The sequence below is a fragment of the Bradyrhizobium sp. AUGA SZCCT0176 genome (assembly GCF_018130145.1).
Lineage (GTDB): Bacteria > Pseudomonadota > Alphaproteobacteria > Rhizobiales > Xanthobacteraceae > Bradyrhizobium.
In genome coordinates this window covers 345,671-363,601 of the sequence record NZ_JAFCMB010000006.1, presented here as the reverse complement: position 1 = coordinate 363,601, position 17,931 = coordinate 345,671, and the positions used below count along the sequence as shown (strand labels likewise).

General features: G+C 63.5%; 16 protein-coding genes. 4 read left to right on the top strand and 12 right to left on the bottom strand.

Annotated features, from left to right (window positions below; all coding sequences use genetic code 11):
- Window positions 1-10: 10 nt before the first annotated feature.
- Complete coding sequence (locus JQ600_RS17920) at window positions 11-1,690, bottom strand: hypothetical protein (protein WP_212389960.1); 1,680 nt, start codon at window positions 1,688-1,690, stop codon at window positions 11-13.
- Window positions 1,691-1,948: 258 nt separating this feature from the next.
- The gene (locus JQ600_RS17915; protein WP_249135941.1) at window positions 1,949-3,700 is read right to left on the bottom strand and encodes a Spy/CpxP family protein refolding chaperone; all 1,752 of its coding nucleotides are present in this window, start codon (window positions 3,698-3,700) and stop codon (window positions 1,949-1,951) included.
- A gap of 274 nt (window positions 3,701-3,974) precedes the next feature.
- On the opposite strand from JQ600_RS17915, the gene JQ600_RS17910 reads away from it, so the two are divergent.
- Both JQ600_RS17910 and JQ600_RS17905 read left to right on the top strand, forming a co-directional pair.
- Window positions 3,975-4,730, top strand: a complete 756-nt coding sequence (locus tag JQ600_RS17910; RefSeq protein ID WP_212389958.1) for a hypothetical protein — start codon at window positions 3,975-3,977, stop codon at window positions 4,728-4,730.
- A gap of 93 nt (window positions 4,731-4,823) precedes the next feature.
- Window positions 4,824-5,051: a cysteine rich repeat-containing protein gene (locus JQ600_RS17905; protein ID WP_212266387.1), complete on the top strand. Its 228-nt coding sequence runs from the start codon at window positions 4,824-4,826 to the stop codon at window positions 5,049-5,051.
- Window positions 5,052-5,121: 70 nt separating this feature from the next.
- Here the strand turns inward: JQ600_RS17905 and JQ600_RS17900 are convergent, their stop codons facing one another.
- The 9 genes from JQ600_RS17900 to JQ600_RS17860 all read right to left on the bottom strand — a co-directional run bounded on the left by JQ600_RS17900 (window position 5,122) and on the right by JQ600_RS17860 (window position 15,410).
- Window positions 5,122-5,541 (bottom strand): hypothetical protein, encoded by a 420-nt coding sequence (locus JQ600_RS17900; RefSeq protein WP_212266389.1) that lies wholly within the window; start codon window positions 5,539-5,541, stop codon window positions 5,122-5,124.
- Between the two features lie 157 nt (window positions 5,542-5,698).
- A complete protein-coding gene (locus JQ600_RS17895) occupies window positions 5,699-6,727 on the bottom strand; it encodes an ABC transporter ATP-binding protein (protein WP_212389957.1) in 1,029 nt (342 codons plus the stop codon).
- Window positions 6,720-7,700: an ABC transporter ATP-binding protein gene (locus tag JQ600_RS17890; RefSeq protein WP_212389956.1), complete on the bottom strand. Its 981-nt coding sequence runs from the start codon at window positions 7,698-7,700 to the stop codon at window positions 6,720-6,722. Before JQ600_RS17890 ends, JQ600_RS17895 begins: the two co-directional genes overlap by 8 nt.
- Window positions 7,697-8,518, bottom strand: a complete 822-nt coding sequence (locus JQ600_RS17885) for an ABC transporter permease (protein ID WP_212389955.1) — start codon at window positions 8,516-8,518, stop codon at window positions 7,697-7,699. Before JQ600_RS17885 ends, JQ600_RS17890 begins: the two co-directional genes overlap by 4 nt.
- A 166-nt stretch (window positions 8,519-8,684) precedes the next feature.
- On the bottom strand, window positions 8,685-9,620 hold the full coding sequence (locus JQ600_RS17880; protein WP_212266397.1) for an ABC transporter permease: 936 nt from the start codon (window positions 9,618-9,620) through the stop codon (window positions 8,685-8,687).
- A 95-nt stretch (window positions 9,621-9,715) separates the two neighbouring features.
- Entirely contained in the window at window positions 9,716-11,305 is a 1,590-nt protein-coding gene (locus tag JQ600_RS17875) for an ABC transporter substrate-binding protein (RefSeq protein WP_212489995.1), read from the bottom strand.
- Window positions 11,306-11,684: 379 nt separating this feature from the next.
- Window positions 11,685-11,834: a type II toxin-antitoxin system HicA family toxin gene (locus JQ600_RS36885; protein ID WP_212266644.1), complete on the bottom strand. Its 150-nt coding sequence runs from the start codon at window positions 11,832-11,834 to the stop codon at window positions 11,685-11,687.
- Complete coding sequence (locus tag JQ600_RS17865) at window positions 11,835-12,464, bottom strand: L,D-transpeptidase (protein WP_212389978.1); 630 nt, start codon at window positions 12,462-12,464, stop codon at window positions 11,835-11,837.
- A 249-nt stretch (window positions 12,465-12,713) separates the two neighbouring features.
- Complete coding sequence (locus JQ600_RS17860; RefSeq protein ID WP_212266401.1) at window positions 12,714-15,410, bottom strand: ATP-dependent helicase; 2,697 nt, start codon at window positions 15,408-15,410, stop codon at window positions 12,714-12,716.
- A gap of 281 nt (window positions 15,411-15,691) precedes the next feature.
- On the opposite strand from JQ600_RS17860, the gene JQ600_RS17855 reads away from it, so the two are divergent.
- Window positions 15,692-15,865 (top strand): DUF1328 domain-containing protein, encoded by a 174-nt coding sequence (locus JQ600_RS17855; protein ID WP_212266403.1) that lies wholly within the window; start codon window positions 15,692-15,694, stop codon window positions 15,863-15,865.
- A gap of 22 nt (window positions 15,866-15,887) precedes the next feature.
- On the opposite strand, the gene JQ600_RS17850 is transcribed toward JQ600_RS17855, so the two are convergent.
- Window positions 15,888-16,373, bottom strand: a complete 486-nt coding sequence (locus tag JQ600_RS17850) for a thioesterase family protein (protein ID WP_212489999.1) — start codon at window positions 16,371-16,373, stop codon at window positions 15,888-15,890.
- 127 nt (window positions 16,374-16,500) lie between these two features.
- Here JQ600_RS17850 and JQ600_RS17845 point away from each other — a divergent pair, with 127 nt between their 5' ends.
- Complete coding sequence (locus JQ600_RS17845) at window positions 16,501-17,913, top strand: FAD-binding oxidoreductase (protein ID WP_249133182.1); 1,413 nt, start codon at window positions 16,501-16,503, stop codon at window positions 17,911-17,913.
- Window positions 17,914-17,931 lie beyond the last annotated feature (18 nt).

The following is a 17,931-nucleotide window of genomic DNA, read 5'->3' as shown; positions in this document are numbered from 1 at the left end:
GCGGGCCCTTTCAGCGGGTACGGCTGTAGAAATCCCAGCAGGGATGCAGCTTGTGGCGCGTGAACTCCCGTTCCAGCACGGTACGGAAGGTCGCGGGATTGGTGTCGGTCGCGCCGGGGAGAACACAGGTGCGGAAGAACACACCGTCCGCGTTCGCCAGATAGGCCGACGCTTCGGTCACGGAAAACGCAGGCACCGTGCGCCGGAAATCCATCGCCAGGGTGGTGCCGCGCGCGGGCGTCAGGCCGAGCAGCCGCGGAAAGGATTCGGCGAAATCGATGGTCGTATAGCGCTGCGCCTTGGTCGCGTAGCCGAGCCGCTGAAAGTTCGCGCCGGCCTCGGCAACGCTGACAGCCCACGCCGCGCGCGTCGCCGGGCTGGTGCTGCCGGGATCGCCGTCGAGGTCAAAGCCGTTGTTGGCGGTCTCGTCGAGGAAGGGCAGCCATTCGGATTGCAGGCGCGTCATCAGCCGGGAGCCGGCGAGGGTGGCTGTTGGTACGCGCATGCCCGGAAGGAATGTTGAAAAGCCGTGGTCGGTCGTGCCCTGCTTTTCCCTTACAAAGGTCGAGACGACGCGCTTTTCGACGACGTCGGCCATCGGCAGCACGAGTGTCGCGCCGAGTACCGCTGCGGCGATCAGGCGCCAGCCACGGGTAGTGCGCAGGCTCGGGTGGAGAAGTACGGCCGCGGCGGCAATCAATCCGACGCCGCCGGTGTTCTGACTCTCCGCGGCCAGCGCTACAGCGACCAGCAGCGCTGCGTCCACGACGAAGGCTTCCCGGGCGATGGTCTCGCGCACGAAATTGAGCGGGCGCCTGACCGCCGCGATGAAATCGAGTTCGCGGGCCGCGAGCACGACGATCGTGATCGTGACCACAAGCGGCAGCCAATTGCGCGCCGAGGAGGCGGCGAGCCGGAAAACGGCGCCGCCCCGGTTCAAGGCACTCATCGAGACGATGTCGTGCAGGTAGCCGGAGACGAGCCCTCCGGTCGCCAGTTCGACCAGTCCCGCCAACGCTGCGGTAACGAACAGCATGGCGAACAGCGCGGCGGGTCGCGCGCGTCCGAGCAGCACGGCCGCGACGACGAGGCCGAGCATTGCGATAGCGGCGGTGATCTTGATGAAGATCAGGGCAGTCAGCAGGTAACCCAGCAACACGCCGTCGCCACGGGCCTTCGGCAGCACATACCACAATGCTGCCAGGAACAGGATCGCGGTGGCGAAGCGGTTATAGGTGGCAAAATAGCTGATCTCGGAGAGCATGCTGGAGTCGAGCGTGTAGGGCACGAGAACCACCACGGCGAGAACCGCGAAGCCGGCGGCAAATCCCCAGCCGAACTGAATGCGCGACGCGATGACGGCGAACGGCGGCACCACCATGAGCCACGCCAGCGCGTGCAGCCCGATGAACGGTTGCCCGCCTGGAAACAGGCGTTCGGCAAAATGGGTCAGGTAAAGCGTGAGCGGGCCGATCGGCGAAGCAAAGTCGACGTGCGGAACTTGCCCGACACCGATGCGATAGGCGCCATCGAGGATGAAGACGAAATCCCATACCGCCCGGCCGTAAGGCACGACGTGGACCAATGCCGCAACGGCCACGACCAAAACCGTGAACGCAGCAATCGCAGTGATCCGCCAATTGAAAGATGCTGCCCGGGACCTGATGAGATCGTAACTTGCTTCCGTCATATCGAACCCTCAGCTATCGCGCTTTGGTCGATATGGTCTTTTGGAGCGAGCGCAAACCCGTTTTAAAAAACACGGTAACTATTTAAGATGAACGCTCGCCGCACTGCTTTTCGGACGTTTCAGAGTGACGCTGTTGGCACAACAGTGTCGATGATTGGCACACAATTTTCGGCGATCTGTCGCTGCTCCATTTGACCGGCAACGCCTCCGTGGGAGAACGGCCGGAGGCCTCCATTTGCGTTTGCGCTGAAGTTGCAATCAGCGGCCCGCGAACCGTCCCAGCGTATTGAATCGCGCCTTCTGCTCGCTGGCCAGCGTGGCATAGAACTCATCGAGCGCCGGCTGCACCAGTTTGGCCGACTGCATCATGGCCTCTAACCGCTTCTCCATCGCCTCCAGCCGCCCAACCGGCGTGAGCGGTACGTCCACCGGACAGGCCGCCTGCAGCGTCTGAACGGCCTTCTCCGTGGCCTCGCGCAGGCGCTCGAGCGCTTCCTTCTGTTTGCCCGCCGGACGTATCACCGTTTCGATCCGCTCGATCGGCAGGTTGGTCAGGCTGGGCTTTGGATCGCCGCAGCTATCCGGCTGCGCGTTCGCTTCCTGCTGCGGCTGCGAACGTTCGCTGATGTCGGGGCCGAGCGCGTTGAAGCGGGCCTGTTGCTCGTCGCTGAGCGAGCTGTAGAATTTCTCCAGGGCCGGCCGCACGATCCGCACGGACTCGAGCGTGGCGCTGAGGCGGTTCATCATCGCCCGCAAGCGGCCGGGCGGTGTCATCGCAAACGAGTCGACGCAAGATTCCTTGAACGCATCGGCGGCCATTGCTGCCGCGTTCTTCAAATCGTCAAGCACTGCGCGCTGTTCGGGCGTCGGCCGCACCGCCTCCTCGATCGAAGCGATCGGCCAGGCGGTGATACCCTTTTCGGGCTCCTTGCACAGTTGCTTGAGAGCCTGTGGACTCATGCCCGCGCTTTCGCGCGGCCGGGAGCCGCCGATTGCGCCGTCGCTCTCCCGGGAATCAGTCGAGCCGAGCCTGGCATAGGCGGAATATGGACTATCCGCGCCCCAGAACACGGTATCGACGAAGTCATCGTAGGCGTAAGCCCAGTATCCGACGTCGTAGCCGGAGGGCCAGAACGTGTATTCGAAAATGTCGGAATAGGCATAGGGCCAGAACACGTGGCCGGCCCACGGCACAAACGCCGCGCGCAGGCCACGCTTCCAGGCGTGGCGGGGAGCCCAGCCGTGCCGCCCGCCCTCGAGCGCCGCCTGGACCTGCGGATCAGGATTGCTGCGGAAGCGCTCGGCAAACCGCCCGCGGGCGGCGGCCTGCACCGCGGCAGCGGCGGTCTCGGCCTGCCTGCCGGAGGGCGGCATTCCCAACTCCTGCCGGCGCGCCAGGTCGCGTTGCTGCAGGCGCTGCTCATGCTGGAGTTGTCGCTGCCCGGTTTGCAGCAATCGTTGCTGCGCGCGTTGTGCCCGCACGCCATCCGGCTGTCGCGACTGCAGCTCCTGCACGCGCCGCTGCAGTCGATCGATGCGCTGCTCGCGTTGCGCGCTTTCTCGCGTGAGCGTATCGCGCTGCCGTTCCTGCGCGGTTTGCTGGAGCCGCTGCAGACGCTCTTCACGCTGGAGCTGCCGCTGTTCGGTTTGCAGCAACCGTTGCTGCGCGCGTTGCGCGCGCTGGCCTTCCGGCTGTTGGGACTTCAAATCCTGCACGCGCTGCTGCAACCGGTCGATGCGCTCCCGGCGCTGCGCGTTTTGGGGCGAAAGCCCGTCGCGCTGCCGCTCCTGCATCGCCTGCTGCGGCGGCTGAATGCGCTGCTCGCGCTGGCCGATCCGATCCTGCCGGGATGGGCTCGCGGCAGCTGGTGCGCTGGGGCGCGACGGTGCTGCTACTCTCGGAGCGACGGGGCGCGGTGGCGCGGCGATCTGTGGCGCCGGACGGGGCGCCATCGCCGGCCGCTGCTGCGGCGCGGCCGGACGGAACGCCGGCGCGGCGGGCCGCGCCATAGCGGGCGGCGGGGCAGGGCGCGCCATCGCGGGAGGTGGGGCAGGCCGCGCGATGGCGGGGGGCGGTGCAGGCCGCGCCATGGCGGGGGGCGGTGCAGGGCGCGCCATGGCAGGAGGCGGTGCAGGGTGAGCCATGCCGGGCGGCGGTCCCGCAGGCCGGCCCGCGGCCGCAGGCGGTCCATGCCTTTTCTCCTGGGCGGCGGAAGAGCCCACGCTCCCCGCTACCATCGAAACGCCGAGAAGAAATGCTGAAAGGCGAAGGCTGGGTGCAAGCATGATCGTCGCTACCTGGCAGATCGTTAGTCGCCCGTCACTCTCAACGCGCGAGCGCGGCAATCGATCTAAAATTCTCATTGCGGCGTTGCGACGCAGGCTGCCGACGCACAAGCCTGACGAAACTCAAAAACCTGACCAAATTCAAGATGGGCGCAAGACCGTTTTACGGTTGGCGGGTCGATTGCACGTCGAGCCGCTCGGCCTCAGCGGTCGCAACCACCGCCGCTGTCGCAGTCACGGCCAGGGCCACGATTGCAAAGGCAAGTCCGATGAGTCTCAAGCCTCGCCTGTCCGCCATCGCTCAGGTCCTTATCCAAATGCATACCGAAGCGACGTTGCGACGCCGGCCGCCATGAGAGTTGCAATGGCGGCCAGCGTCCAATCCGGTCGCGCGCTTTGTGTGACGAGTCCGCTCAGGGTCTTTGCAAAGCTTGCCATCATGCCTTCACCAACTCTCGGATCCGAGGCGATCCAGATACGAAAGTCCGGAGCATGTCAGTTCTTCGGGATCGCTTTCACCAGCTTGCCATTTTCCGCTCAGGTACCTCTCAAGCGAGCAACGACGCGGATCGGCCGCGTCAACATCATCGTGCGTGGCCAGGTGCACGGTCCAGGCTCGATCAACGGCAGTCTTCAGCGGAAACTCGTCATCCATTTTGAACTCCCAATCTTTCGCGCTTGCTTTCAATTCGATCGGGCGAAAAAAGTTGCCGCTTTTTCCCGAAAATATGATTCGTCCTGGCGGGCCGGATAAAGGCCCGCCGCTGCCAGGCCCACCGGGTATGTCGATCGAGGAACCGCAGACGGGGAGCAACGTTTTGTTCCCGTCAACACACGGAGAATCGTCATGCGTTCAATCGTCCTCGTTCTAATCATCTTGCTGACCGAGACTTCGCTGTCGTTTGCACAGGGTCAGAAGGGTACACCGCAGGAACAGCAGGCCTGCACACGAGATGCACAGCGCTTTTGCCGGCAGCAATTGGGCGATGACGGGGCGGTTCAAACATGCCTGCAACAGAACAGGGCCAAGCTGAGCACGGGCTGCCAAAAGGTATTTGCCAGCCGCGGCATGTGAGGCGCTGTGTTCTCGCCAAGTCGGGTTTGGACCGTAGCGCACTTGCGGGCGCTATTGTTTGCTCAGCGGATCACCCAGCCGGTCCCGGAATGAAGCAGCGCAACATAGGGATCATACTTCCTCGGGTGTCGAAGCGCGGCCACCACCAAACCATCGCGATGCCGCTGAGGTTCGGCTGGTCGATCACGACGGAGTATGGCACGTCGAACCATTGCCCCGGTTCGGTTGGCCGATGCGGATGCTTCAGCAGGACCCTATAGCCACCTTTGGCCATGTCCCACTCGGCCTCCACGTGCTGGCCATCTCCGGAGTCACAACACCCTACGCCCGCCTTGTTCTTGAGACTCTTGAACCACGTGTTGAGTTCTGGCCGCATCGCGTCATGTGGATAGGCTGTGCTGATCCCGAGAAAAGCAGCCGCACTCAATCCTGCCACGCGAGCTGCGATCAACCGATAGAAACGCGTCGGTCGTCCATTGGAGTTGGTCATGGAAACCTCCGTTTCCCCCAAACCCGCTTTTGTAAGTCATCGAGCCTACGCGGCCTTTCAACCGGAGGCGTCGCCACCTGGGGGTACTCCGTATGGCTGACCTGACCGGGAACAAGTGGCAGTTGGGCTGTCGTGCGGGACAACGCTGCTGGGGATCTCAGCTTTCGGTCGAGGCCAGCGCCGCCTGACCGGCAATCTCGTCGGCTCGCCAGCAGCGGACCGCGTGTCCGTCGGGACGCGCTTCAAGCGATGGCCGGGGCTCGCGACGACACACGGCTTCGGCATAACGACAGCGCGGACTGAACGCACAGCCGTCCGGCGGGTTGAGCGGATTGGGAAGCTCGCCCGGTGTCGTAGCGAGCGGCGCGCGGCGCAGCGGATCGGGAATGGCGGATATAAGGGTCTGCGTATATGGGTGCGCCGGCCGTTCGAAGATCTCGCGCCAGTGGCCGGTCTCCACAATGCGGCCGAGATACATGACGGCGACCCGGTCGCTCATGTGCTCGACGACGCCGAGGTCGTGGCTGATCATGATGTAGGAGAGGCCGAGCGTTTCCTTCAATTCCAGCAGCAGATTGATGATCTGGGCGCGGATCGAGACATCCAGCGCCGAAACGGGTTCGTCACAGATGACAATCCTGGGATTGAGTATCAGCGCGCGGGCGATGCCGATGCGCTGACGCTGGCCGCCCGAGAATTCATGCGGGTAGCGGCCGGCTTGCTCGGGCCGCAGGCCGACATGCCTGAGCATCGCCGCAACGCGTGCGTCGATTTCGCTTTTGGCGGTTACGCCGTGCAGGCGCAGCGGGTCTTCCAGCGTGCGGCGAACGGTCTGGCGTGGATTGAGCGAGGCGTAGGGATCCTGAAACACGATTTGCACGATGCGGGCCAATGCCTTTCGATCGCCCGATTGCCGGCCCGTCACGACCTGGCCGTCCAGCACGATGCGGCCCCGCGTCGGCGCCTGCAGGCCCAGTATCGAAAGCGCCACCGTCGACTTGCCGCATCCGGATTCGCCGACCAGACCGAGGCATTCACCGCGCTTCAGTTCGAGATCGACGCCGTCGACCGCACGGAGCAGCCGTCGGCCGCCGCCCAGCAAGCCGCCACCGACCGGAAAATGAACCGCGAGATCCTCCACGCTGAGGATGACATCGTCGCCGGGCCTCGCCGCAGGTTCATGCATGGTGATGGCACCTGACTAACCCGCCTGCATCGAGCCAGGTCGTCTCCGGCTCGGTGGTCCGGCAAATGTCGGTCGCCCGCGCGCAACGTGGATTGAACCGGCAGCCGTCCGGGAAATCCGTGATCGCCGGGACGACGCCCGCGATCTCCGTCAGCCGCGTCCGGCCAAGCGCAGCGCGGCTCCCCAGCCGCGGCAGCGAGTCGACCAGGCCTTGCGTATAGGGATGCGCGCTGGCGCGGAAGATGTCGTCCGAGCCGCGCTCCTCGACGATGCGGCCGGCATACATGACGGCGACGCGGCGGCAGACATTGGCGACCAGGCCGAGATCGTGGCTGATCATCAAAATGGCGGTGCCTCTCTCGGCGCATAGATTGCGCATCAGCTCAATGATCTCCGCCTGCACGGTGACGTCGAGCGCGGTTGTCGGCTCGTCGGCGATCAGAAGATCCGGCCCGCATGCGAGTGCGATGGCGATCATCACGCGCTGGCGCATGCCGCCCGAAAGCTGGTGCGGGTAATCCTTCACCCGTCGTTCTGGTGCGGGGACGCGAACGCTCGCCAGCGCCTCGACCGCCAGCCGGTTGGCTTCCCGCCAGTCCTTGCCCTGGTGCAGCACGAACATCTCGGCGATCTGCCGGCCGACGGGCGAGACCGGATTGAGCGCCGTCATCGGCTCCTGGAAGATCATGGCGATGCGATTGCCGCGCAGCGCGCGTTGCTCGGCCGCCGAAAGTCTCTGGATCTCCCGGCCGTCAAATCGTATGGCGCCGGCGCCGATCGAAAGCGGCTGGCGCAACAGGCCGATCAAAGCGAGCGCCGTAATACTCTTGCCGCAGCCGGATTCACCGACAAGGCCGAAGGTCTCGCCACGGTCGATGCGGAATGAAACGCCCTCGACCGCCGCGACATGGCTGGATCGATAGTTGAGATCGATACGCAGATCCTCGACCTCGAGCAAAGGAGAGCCCGTCATGTGCGCCGGCTCCGCGACTGTGGATCGAGAATGTCACGCAAGCCATCGCCGAGCAGGTTGAGGCCGAGCACCGTCAGGAAGATGGCGAGGCCGGGGAAGATCGAGAGCCACGGCGCCGTCGTGATCTGGTCGCGGGCCTCCGAGAGCATGCTGCCCCAGCTTGGATAGGGCGGGCGGACGCCGAGGCCAAGGAACGAAAGTGCGGCTTCGGCCAGTATCGCGCCGCCCATGCCGAGCGTGCCGATGACGATGATGGGGCCGACCATGTTCGGCAGCAGCTGCGTGATCATGATGCGAAAATCGCCGTAGCCAAGCACCCGTGCGGCCTGCACATAACCCTGGCTCTTGAGCGACAGCGTCGACGCCCGTGCGATCCGGCAGGTGAAGGACCAGTTGGTCAACCCGAGCGCGATCAGCAGGCTGGTAAGGCCGGGTCCAAGGACCGCCATGATGGCAAGCGCGAAGATCAGCGACGGGATCGCGAGCATGAGATTGGTCAGCCCGTTGACGAAATCGTCCCACCAGCCGCCCCAATAGCCCGCGGTCAGGCCCAGTGTCACGCCGATGACGCTGTTGACGAGCTGCGAGACGATGCCGACCGTCAGCGAGATGCGCGCGCCGTGCACGACGCGGGAATAGATGTCGCGGCCCTGCGCGTCGGTGCCGAACCACCAGATCCAGCTCGGCGGCTCCTCGGCATTCAAAAGGTTGGCATCCATTACGGGATCGGTATGCGCCAGCCAGGGCGCGAGCAGGCCGACGAAGATCGCAAGCGCGAACAGCGCCCCGCCGATGACGAGATTGGCGCCGAGCTTCATCGCGGCGACCCCGCCGCAGGCGGTACAGTCAATCGTTCGCAGGCGTGCTCGGGCCGGCTAGAGCCTTTTCCGTTCCGATGGAATCGGAACGGGGCTCCAGATTCTTGATTTGACGCGTTTTCTTCACGCGAACCGACGTCCACTTCGCTGGAAAACGCTCTAGTGCTCATGCGTATCTGATCCTGGGATCGATCACGGCGTAGAGCAGGTCGATCATCGTATTGATGGTCAGGAAGAACAGCACCACGACGAGGATGGAGCCCTGGACGGCAGGAAGGTCGCGCTGCAGGACACTGTCGACGAGCAGCGAGCCGATGCCCGGCCAGGAGAACAGTTTCTCGACGACGACCGCCTGTCCCATCAACGCGCCGAATTGCAGGCCGATCGTGGTGAGGATGAGGACGAGCGCGTTGCGCATCACATGCCACTTCACGACCCGGGTCTCGCTCATGCCCTTCGAGCGCGCGGTGCGGACAAAATCCGCGGTCATGATCTCGAGAACCGCGGCGCGCGTCGTCCGCGCCAGCAGCGCCATCGGCGAGACACCGAGCGTCACGGCAGGCAGGACCAGATATTTTAGCCCCCCGTCGCCATAGCCGAAACTCGGCAGCCAGCCGAGTTTCAACGCGAACAGGTACATCAGCAGCAGCCCGAGCCAGAATTTGGCCATTGAAAGCCCGGACACCGCCAGGACCATCGAGAGCGTGTCGACGAAGCTGCCCGGCCGCAGCGCTGCGATGAAACCCAGCGGTACCCCGATCACGATCGCAAACGTCATCGACGCGAAAATCAATTGCAGCGTCGGCCACATCCGTTTGGCGAGCATCGTCGTGACCGGCTCGCGGGTCCGGAACGACGTCCCGAAATCGCCGGTCGCGAGCTTGGCGACGTAGGAGCTGAAGCGGATATAGACGGGATCGTCGAGGCCGAGCTGTTTCTTCATGCGCTCCACGACCTGCGGGTCCGTCGGACCCCGTCCGTCATCGTTCATGCTCGATATGATGCTGCCCGGCACGACGCTGAACAGCACGAAGATCACCAGCACGACAGCCAGCACGGTCGGAACGGTTTGCAGGATTCGACGGATAGCGAACGAGAGCATCAGACCTGTTCCTCCCTCCCTCTATCGTTTTTTGTGTTTTTGCGATGGAGGGAGGGCGAGAGCGCGTGTCACTTGTAGGTCACTTGTAGGTCAAGTCACTTGGCGGGCGAGGTCTCGTCGACCCAGAGGTCTTCGACGTTCTGATGCGTCAGTTCGGTCGCGTTCAACTGAATCCCCTTCAGCCACGGCTGTACCGCCATGACCGCCTTGTTGTAGTTGAAGAACCAGACCGGCGCTTCGTCATAGAGCAGGGCATTGGCCTTTTGCAGCAGCTGGACGCGCTTGGCGGCGTCGTCGGTCTGCCCGGCTTCATCGAGCAGCTTGTCGAAATCCGCGTTCTTGAAAGCCGTGTAGTTGCAGGCGGATTGCGGCGTCGCCGAGTGGAAGCATTTGAGCGCGGCCTGAGGGTCCGGGCCGGTGGCCTGGGAATAGATGAAGGCCTGGAATTCGCCCTTGCGAGCGACCTCCGCCAGCACCGCGGTCTCGACCTGCTTGACCTTCACCTTGATGCCCACCCGGTCCAGCATCGGGATGATGGCCTCGACGATCGGCAGGCCCCAGCTTTCATTCTGGCTCGCCGTCCATTCGAATTCAAAGCCGGTGGGATAGCCTGCGTCCGCGAGCAACTGCTTCGCCTTCGCAGGATCGAAGGCGTAGGGCTTCATGGTCTTGTCGTAGGCGGGTGAGGTCAAAGGCAGCCAGCTGGTGGCGCGATAGGCCTTGTTCTTGACCAGCTTGCTGATGATCAGATCGGCATCGATCGCATGGTTGATGGCCTGCCGCACCCGCTTGTCGGAGAACGGTTTGAATGAAGGATTGATGCCCATGTAGCGCGTGAAGACCTCGGCGACTTCGACGATGGTACCCTTGAGGGCGGGGTCGGCCTGATAGGCGACGTACTGCGCGGGCCCGAGCACCGAGGTGTCGATTTCCTTGTTGCGGAAGGCGACATCGCGCGCCGCGGCTTCGCCCATGATCGACACGATCATTTTGTCGGCGTACGGCTTGCCGGGCTTGTAGAACTTGTCAAACCGCTCCAGCACGACGCGCGATCCCGGCACGTGCTCGACGAACTTGAACGGCCCAAGGCCGATCGGCTTCTGGATGAAGCTGTCCTTGGCACCCTCGTCGGCCGGATAGATCGAAGTCAGCGCGGTGAAGAAGTAGAAACCCGGATCGACCTTCTCGGTCAGCTTCATTTCGAGCGTGAAATCGTCGATTTTCTTCAGGCCGGAGATTTCCTTGGCTTTGCCCTTCTCGACCTCGGAGGCGCCCTCGATCATTCGGACAAAACGCGCGCCGGGATAGGCCTTCGCGCCGTCCATGATGCGGTTGTAGCTCCAGATGACGTCGTCAGCCGTCATCTTGCGACCATGGTGGAAATAAGCGTCGTCGCGCAGCTTGAAGGTATAAACAAGACCGCCGCCCGAGACGATGGCCTCCTTGGCAAGCTCCGGAACCGGCTTACCCTCGGCCGAGTCCCAAATGTAGAGCGACCGATGCAGGCCCTTGGCGAAGATCTCGTCCTGGGCGCGTTGCGTCGTATGAATGTCCATGCTGGTGAAACTCGAGCCATAGGGCGCCGTCATCCGAATGGTGCCGCCCTTGCGCGGCGTCTGGGCCTCCGCCGTGACTGATAACGCCAGTCCCAAACCAGCCACGATCGCAATCTTCTTGAACATCATGTTTTTCTCCAACCGTGCAGGAGCATTCCGGTCCGAGAGTTGATCACTCGCGGCATATCGAGCGCAAGGTCCTCGTTTCGTGTTGCTGACGATCTTGCAGCCTCAAGACGAGAAGGGACGACCGCAGGAAGACAGCACGCGGTGCGCCATCTGGTCCGGGATGTCTTCGCGTTCGCCGGAATCGATTTGACCGCTCCCGCTCCCTGGCGCGCAACTTGCGCGGGCGTGTAAGCGATTGCGATTGAATGGATTTTCGGTTCCGTGCTGGGCCCGTAAAGCCGGGGTTCCGAAAGACGAAATAACCGTCGTAAGCCTTGATGCCGGTTCCTGATGGCGGTCCACCCGGGCCGGCGCCATCACCAAGCCAGAAATCTCAAGACTAACCGCCGCTCATCGCGAACTCCCAATACTTGTCCCAGCCGACCTGCCGGTAGATCGCACGGACTGTGCCAACTGGCATATCCCGCTTCGGATGAGTGATGATGGTGATCTTGTTCGATACCGGATGACGAAACTTGTGATGCGGAATTTATGCACTCCGGCCGGGTGGGAGGACGACGACGATCGCGCCTGGCTTCACCCGATTCACGAGATCAATGACGTCCTCATTGGTCATGCGGATGCAGCCGGACGAGATGGCATGGCCGATATATTCCGGCTGGTTGGTGCCGTGGATGCGGTACAGCGTGTCCTTGTTGCCTTCGTAAAGGTAGATGGCCCGCGCGCCCAGCGGGTTGGCCGGGCCTCCGGCAACGCGCTTGGGATAAGGGCCGAGCCTGGCTTGGATCTCCGCCGTCGGAATCCAGTCCGGCCATTCAGCCATACGGCCAACCGTAGCGACGCCGGACCAGGCCAGCGCTTCCTCTCCCACCGTCACGCCGTAGCGGATAGCCTTGCCTCCCGGCAAAACGTAATACAGAAAGCGTGAGTTGGTATCGACCAGGATCGTGCCCGGCTGCTCTTTGCGCATGTAGTCGACAATATGCCGGCGATAAGTCTCCGGAATACTCGCCTGCGCATAAGGCGCGTCGGCCAGCAACTGCCGGTCCCTCTGGGTCAAGCTGGCATTCGACGACGGAGCGAGCGTCGCTTGCATGCAGCTGCTGAGTAAAAACCCAAGCAACCCTACTAGGATCAACGCCAGTCCGGATCTCGGCACCGCGACCCCCAAAGCGCTAGACCGATCTATTTGCAGCTCAAATAGTGCTAAAATAATGGCGTCGTTGGAAAGCAACCCCGCGATAACGGGGGGCAACCATCGATTTCCGCGCTCGAATCGTCGACCTGCGTGCACTTGCGGATCGTGAAGCCGAGTCTCAGACTCTCGTCGAACTTTCGAATGCTCCGCTCGAAGATCGGCAATGTCCGATGAGATGGTCAGGGCCTGGACGAACAGAAAGCCCTTGGTTCACACCCGCTCGACAAAACTGTCGACCACCTTCTTCTCGCCGGCCTTCTCGAAGGCGATGGTGAGCTTGTTGCCGTCGATCTTCACGACGTTGCCGTACCCGAATTTCTGGTGGAAGACGCGGTCATCCAGTGAAAACTCCGAAACGGTGCCGGTGGATTTGGCGACCAATTCGCCCTCGATCACCATCGGTCCGCGCTTGGTGCGGGAGAAGCCGCCGCCGAAGGAGGTATCGCTGCGCGAACCAGAGGTTTCGCCGCGCGAACCTGAGGTATCGCTACGCGAACCCGAAAATGGCGACTGGCTTTCCTCAAAACCGTCGCGGGTCTGGCCGTGACGGCCGCCCTGATTGTTGCGCGCGCGATTGGCCTGCGCGCGCTGCCAGCCCGGCGTGGTGTAGCTGGAGCCGAAGGATTCCATGTTGTCGAAGCGCGAGGCGCCGTAGCCGCCGCTGCCGCCCCAGCCCGAGCCGCCCTTGGATTCCGTGATCTCGACATTAGGCGCGGGCAATTCGTCGAGGAAGCGCGACGGGATCGTGGTCGTCCAGGTGCCGTGAATGCGGCGGTTGGTGGCGAAGTACAATTTGGCGCGGCGGCGGGCGCGGGTCAGCCCGACATGGGCGAGACGACGTTCTTCTTCGAGGCCGGCGCGGCCCTGTTCGTCGAGCGTGCGCTGGCTCGGAAACAGGCCTTCCTCCCAGCCGGGCAGGAATACGTTGTCGAACTCCAGACCCTTGGCCGAGTGCAGCGTCATCAGCGACACGGCCTCTTCCTCGGCGCCGCCGTCGCGGTCCATCACCAGCGAGATGTGTTCGAGGAAACCCTGCAGGTTCTCGAACTCCTCCATCGAGCGCACCAGCTCTTTGAGGTTATCGAGCCGACCGGCGGCATCCGCGGAGCGGTCCTTCTGCCACATCTCGGTATAGCCGCTCTCGTCGAGCACGATTTCGGCGAGCTCCGTATGCGCGGTCACCTCGCGCTGGGCGCGCCAGCGGTCGAAATGCAGGATCAGATCGCGTAAGGACCCGCGCGCCTTCGGCTTCAGCTCGTCGGTCTCGACCACGGCGCGGGCGGCCTCGAACAAGGGGATGCGGCGCTTGCGGGCGTGGTCGTGCAGCATCTGCACGGTGGCATCGCCGAGCCCGCGCTTGGGTACGTTGACGATGCGCTCGAAGGCAAGATCGTCGGCCGGCGAATTGATCACGCGCAAATACGCCAGCGCGTCGCGGATTTCGGCGCGCTCATAGAACCTTGGACCGCCGATCACGCGATAGGGCAGGCCGAGCGTGACGAAACGATCTTCGAATTCGCGCATTTGGAACGAGGCCCGCACCAGGATCGCGACCTCGTTGAGGTTGTCGCCGGCACGCTGCAGTTCCTCGATCTCCTCGCCGATGGCGCGGGCTTCCTCTTCGGAATCCCAGGAGCCGGTCACGGTGACCTTCTCGCCGTCGACATCCTCGGTGCGCAATGTTTTGCCGAGCCGGCCTTCATTATGCGCGATCAGATGCGAGGCGGCGGCGAGGATATGACCGGTGGAGCGGTAATTGCGTTCGAGACGAATGACTTTCGCGCCGGGGAAATCGTGCTCGAAGCGCAGGATGTTGTCGACCTCGGCACCGCGCCAGCCATAGATCGACTGGTCGTCGTCGCCGACGCAGCAGATGTTTTTCGGCGCGGTCATCGCGGGAAGGGCGCCTCGCTCGTCATTCCGGGGCGCACCGCCAGGTGCGAACCCGGAATCTCGAGGTGAGTCCTCTTCACTTCTAGATTCCGGGTTCGCGTCTTCGACGCGCCCCGGAATGACGGAGGAGGTCGCCCCCGGAATGACGGGCGTATCGATGGCCCCCGGAATAACGGAAGAAAGCGGCACGCTTGGCTTGCTCGGCGCCTGCGACAGCAGCCGCAGCCACAGATACTGCGCGACGTTGGTGTCCTGATATTCGTCGACCAGGATGAATTTGAACCGGCTCTGGTATTGCCGGAGCACATCCGGGTGCTCGCGGAACAGGCGGATGTTCTCGAGCAACAGATCGCCGAAATCGGCTGCGTTGAGGATCTTCAGCCGCTCCTGATAGCTGGCGTACAGCTTGCCGCCCTTGCCGTTGCCAAACACGGCGGCTTCGCCCGCCGGCACCTGCGGCGGCGTCAGGCCGCGGTTCTTCCAGCCGTCGATCAGCCCGGCCAGCATCCGCGCCGGCCAGCGCTTGTCGTCGATGTTCTCGGCCTGCAGCAATTGCTTCAGCAGGCGGACCTGGTCGTCGACGTCGAGCACGGTGAAATTGGATTTCAGCTGCACCAGTTCGGCGTGGTAGCGCAGGATGCGTCCGCCGATCGAGTGGAAGGTGCCGAGCCACGGCATGCCCTCGACGGCCTGGCCGAGCATCTGGCCGAGCCGCAGCTTCATCTCGCGCGCGGCCTTGTTGGTGAAGGTCACGGAGAGGATTTCATGCGGGCGCGCCCGGCCCTGGCTCAGGATATGGGCGATGCGGGTGGTGAGCACGCGCGTCTTGCCGGTGCCGGCGCCGGCCAATACCAGCACCGGGCCGTCCAGCGTCACGACGGCGTCGCGCTGCTCCGGATTGAGCCCGTTGAGATATTGCGGGGCCGCCGTGGCGCGCGCACGCGCGGCGATGCCGCCAGCTGCGGGCTGGTGCTCGGGAACGCCGTGATGGGGCAGCTTGCTCGGCTCTGTCATGCGAATCGTCTTGTCCCCACGATGGCACCGTGAGGCGGTGAAGGGGAGCCTTCTTAGCAGGGATTAGGCGCCATATAGGGCCTGTCCGGCCGTTTTGACAGGTTTAATCCGGCGTTATCCCGGGACCGTTTTTCGCAGGCCTCCGCGATTTTGTTCCGCCTTATTGACAAATATTCCCGGTTTCGCACCCAGGAACCATCGCTGCCGGGACGGATTGTTTTGGCATGAGCTGGCGCGATCCTTTCTAACCGCGCCGATCGCAACCAAACAGAGGTCGTGTCATGCTAAGCTGGGTCGTTACGTTTCTGGTCGTCGCATTGATCGCAGGTATTTTGGGCTTCGGTGGTATCGCCGGCGCCTCCATCGAAATCGCCAAGGCGATCTTCTTCATCGCCATCATCCTGTTCCTCGTCTCGGCGGTGGTCGGTCTGGTGCGTGGACGCACGCGGGTTTAGCCGCAAGCGTTACTTCCAGGCGCTATTTCGAGGGCATCGCCACTTTCCGGCCGGTGCCCTCGGGACGTGGAACGGCCGCATGGCTATCCACCACAGCCTGGATGCGGGCGCGGATATCGGGCGGAAACGGCGCGGCCTTGCGCGCGTTCATGTCGATGTGAATGGTCATGTTCTCCGAAGTCGCGGAGATCCAGCCCTCGGTGGCGTGGCGCAGCTCTTCAAACGTATGAATGCGCTTCTCGTCGGCCGCGAGCAGATAGACCGTGACCTGCACGGGATCGCCGAGGTGAATCTCGCGCAAATACCGCACATGGCATTCGGCGGTGAAGGTCGAGCCGTGGCGCTCCTTCATGTACGCAGGGCCGATCCCGAGATGCAGCCACATTTCATCGATCGCGCGGTCCATCATCACGTTGTAATAGGCCATGTTGAGATGGTCGTTGTAATCGATCCATTGCGGCTCGATCTGCATCACCGACGACAGGAATGGCGCAGAAGGCAGGGGCATATCGGATAGCTTGTCTTTGGCGGCTGAAGCTGAAGTCATCATCCATCCCTGTTTGGCCGATCTCTCTTGACCCCTCATATATCCTTTGCCACGGTCCGCTCAAAGCCGGGAGGAATTTTGCGTGGCGATGACGATATCGGGCAATGAGAAGCGGCCGGAACCGCAGGCGCTGGCAAGCGCGCTTGAGGCGCTGGCGGCGCGGTTCGGCAACCGGCTGATCACCTCGCAGGCGGTGCGTGAACAGCATGCCCATACCACCACCTGGCTGCCGACCCAGCCGCCCGACGCTGTCGTGATGGCGCAGGAAACCGCCGATATCCAGGATGTGGTGCGGATCTGCGCCAAGCATACCGTTCCCGTGATTGCGTTCGGCACCGGCACCTCGCTGGAGGGGCAGGTTAACGCGCCGGCCGGCGGCATCTGCATCGATCTGCACGACATGAGCAAGGTGCTGGAGGTCCATGCCGACGACCTCGACTGCGTGATCCAGCCCGGCGTGACCCGCAAGGCGCTGAACGAGCATCTGCGCGACCAGGGCGTGTTCTTCCCGATCGATCCGGGCGCCGACGCCTCGCTCGGCGGCATGGCCTCGACCCGCGCCTCCGGCACCAACGCGGTGCGCTACGGCACCATGCGCGACAACGTGCTGGCGCTGAAGGTCGTGCGCGGCGACGGCGAAATCATCACCACGGGCACGCGGGCCAAGAAATCCTCCGCCGGTTACGATCTGACGCATCTGTTCGTCGGCGCCGAGGGAACGCTCGGCATCATCTCCGAGCTCACCATCAAGCTGCGCGGCATTCCCGAGACGATTGCGGCCGCCGCCTGCTCGTTCGAGACCGTGCGCGGCGCCTGCCAGGCGACGATCCTTGCAATCCAGACCGGCATTCCCGTTGCGCGCATCGAACTGCTCAACGCCGAGCAGGTGCGCGCCTGCAATTCCTATTCGAAACTGACGCTGCCGGAGACGCCGTTGTTGCTGCTGGAATTCCACGGCAGCGCCAATGAGGTCGCGGAGCAGTCGAAGAACTTCAAGGAAATCGCCGGCGAATGCGGCGGCGGTGATTTCACCTGGACCACCAAACCGGAGGACCGCACCAAACTCTGGCAGGCGCGGCACGACGCCTACTGGTCGGTGAAGGCGCTGCGTCCCGGCGCCGGCGTGGTGGCGACCGACGTCTGCGTGCCGATCTCGCGGCTGGCCGATTGCGTCACCGAGACCGAGGAGGATCTGAAGCGGCTCAACCTGCTGTCGCCGATCGTCGGTCACGTCGGCGACGGCAATTTCCACTGCTCGCTGGTCTGCGACGTCGACAACGCCGACGAGATGGCCCGCGGCGAGGATTTCATGCACCGCCTGGTCGAACGCGCGCAGGCGATGGGCGGCACCTGCACCGGCGAACACGGCATCGGGCAGGGCAAGCAGAAATACCTGAAGGCCGAACTCGGTGATGAGGCGATCGACGCCATGCGCGCGCTGAAGAAGGCGCTCGATCCGCAAAACATCTTCAATCCCGGGAAGATCGTGCCGGCGGTTTAGGGCCGGGCGCAAATTCTC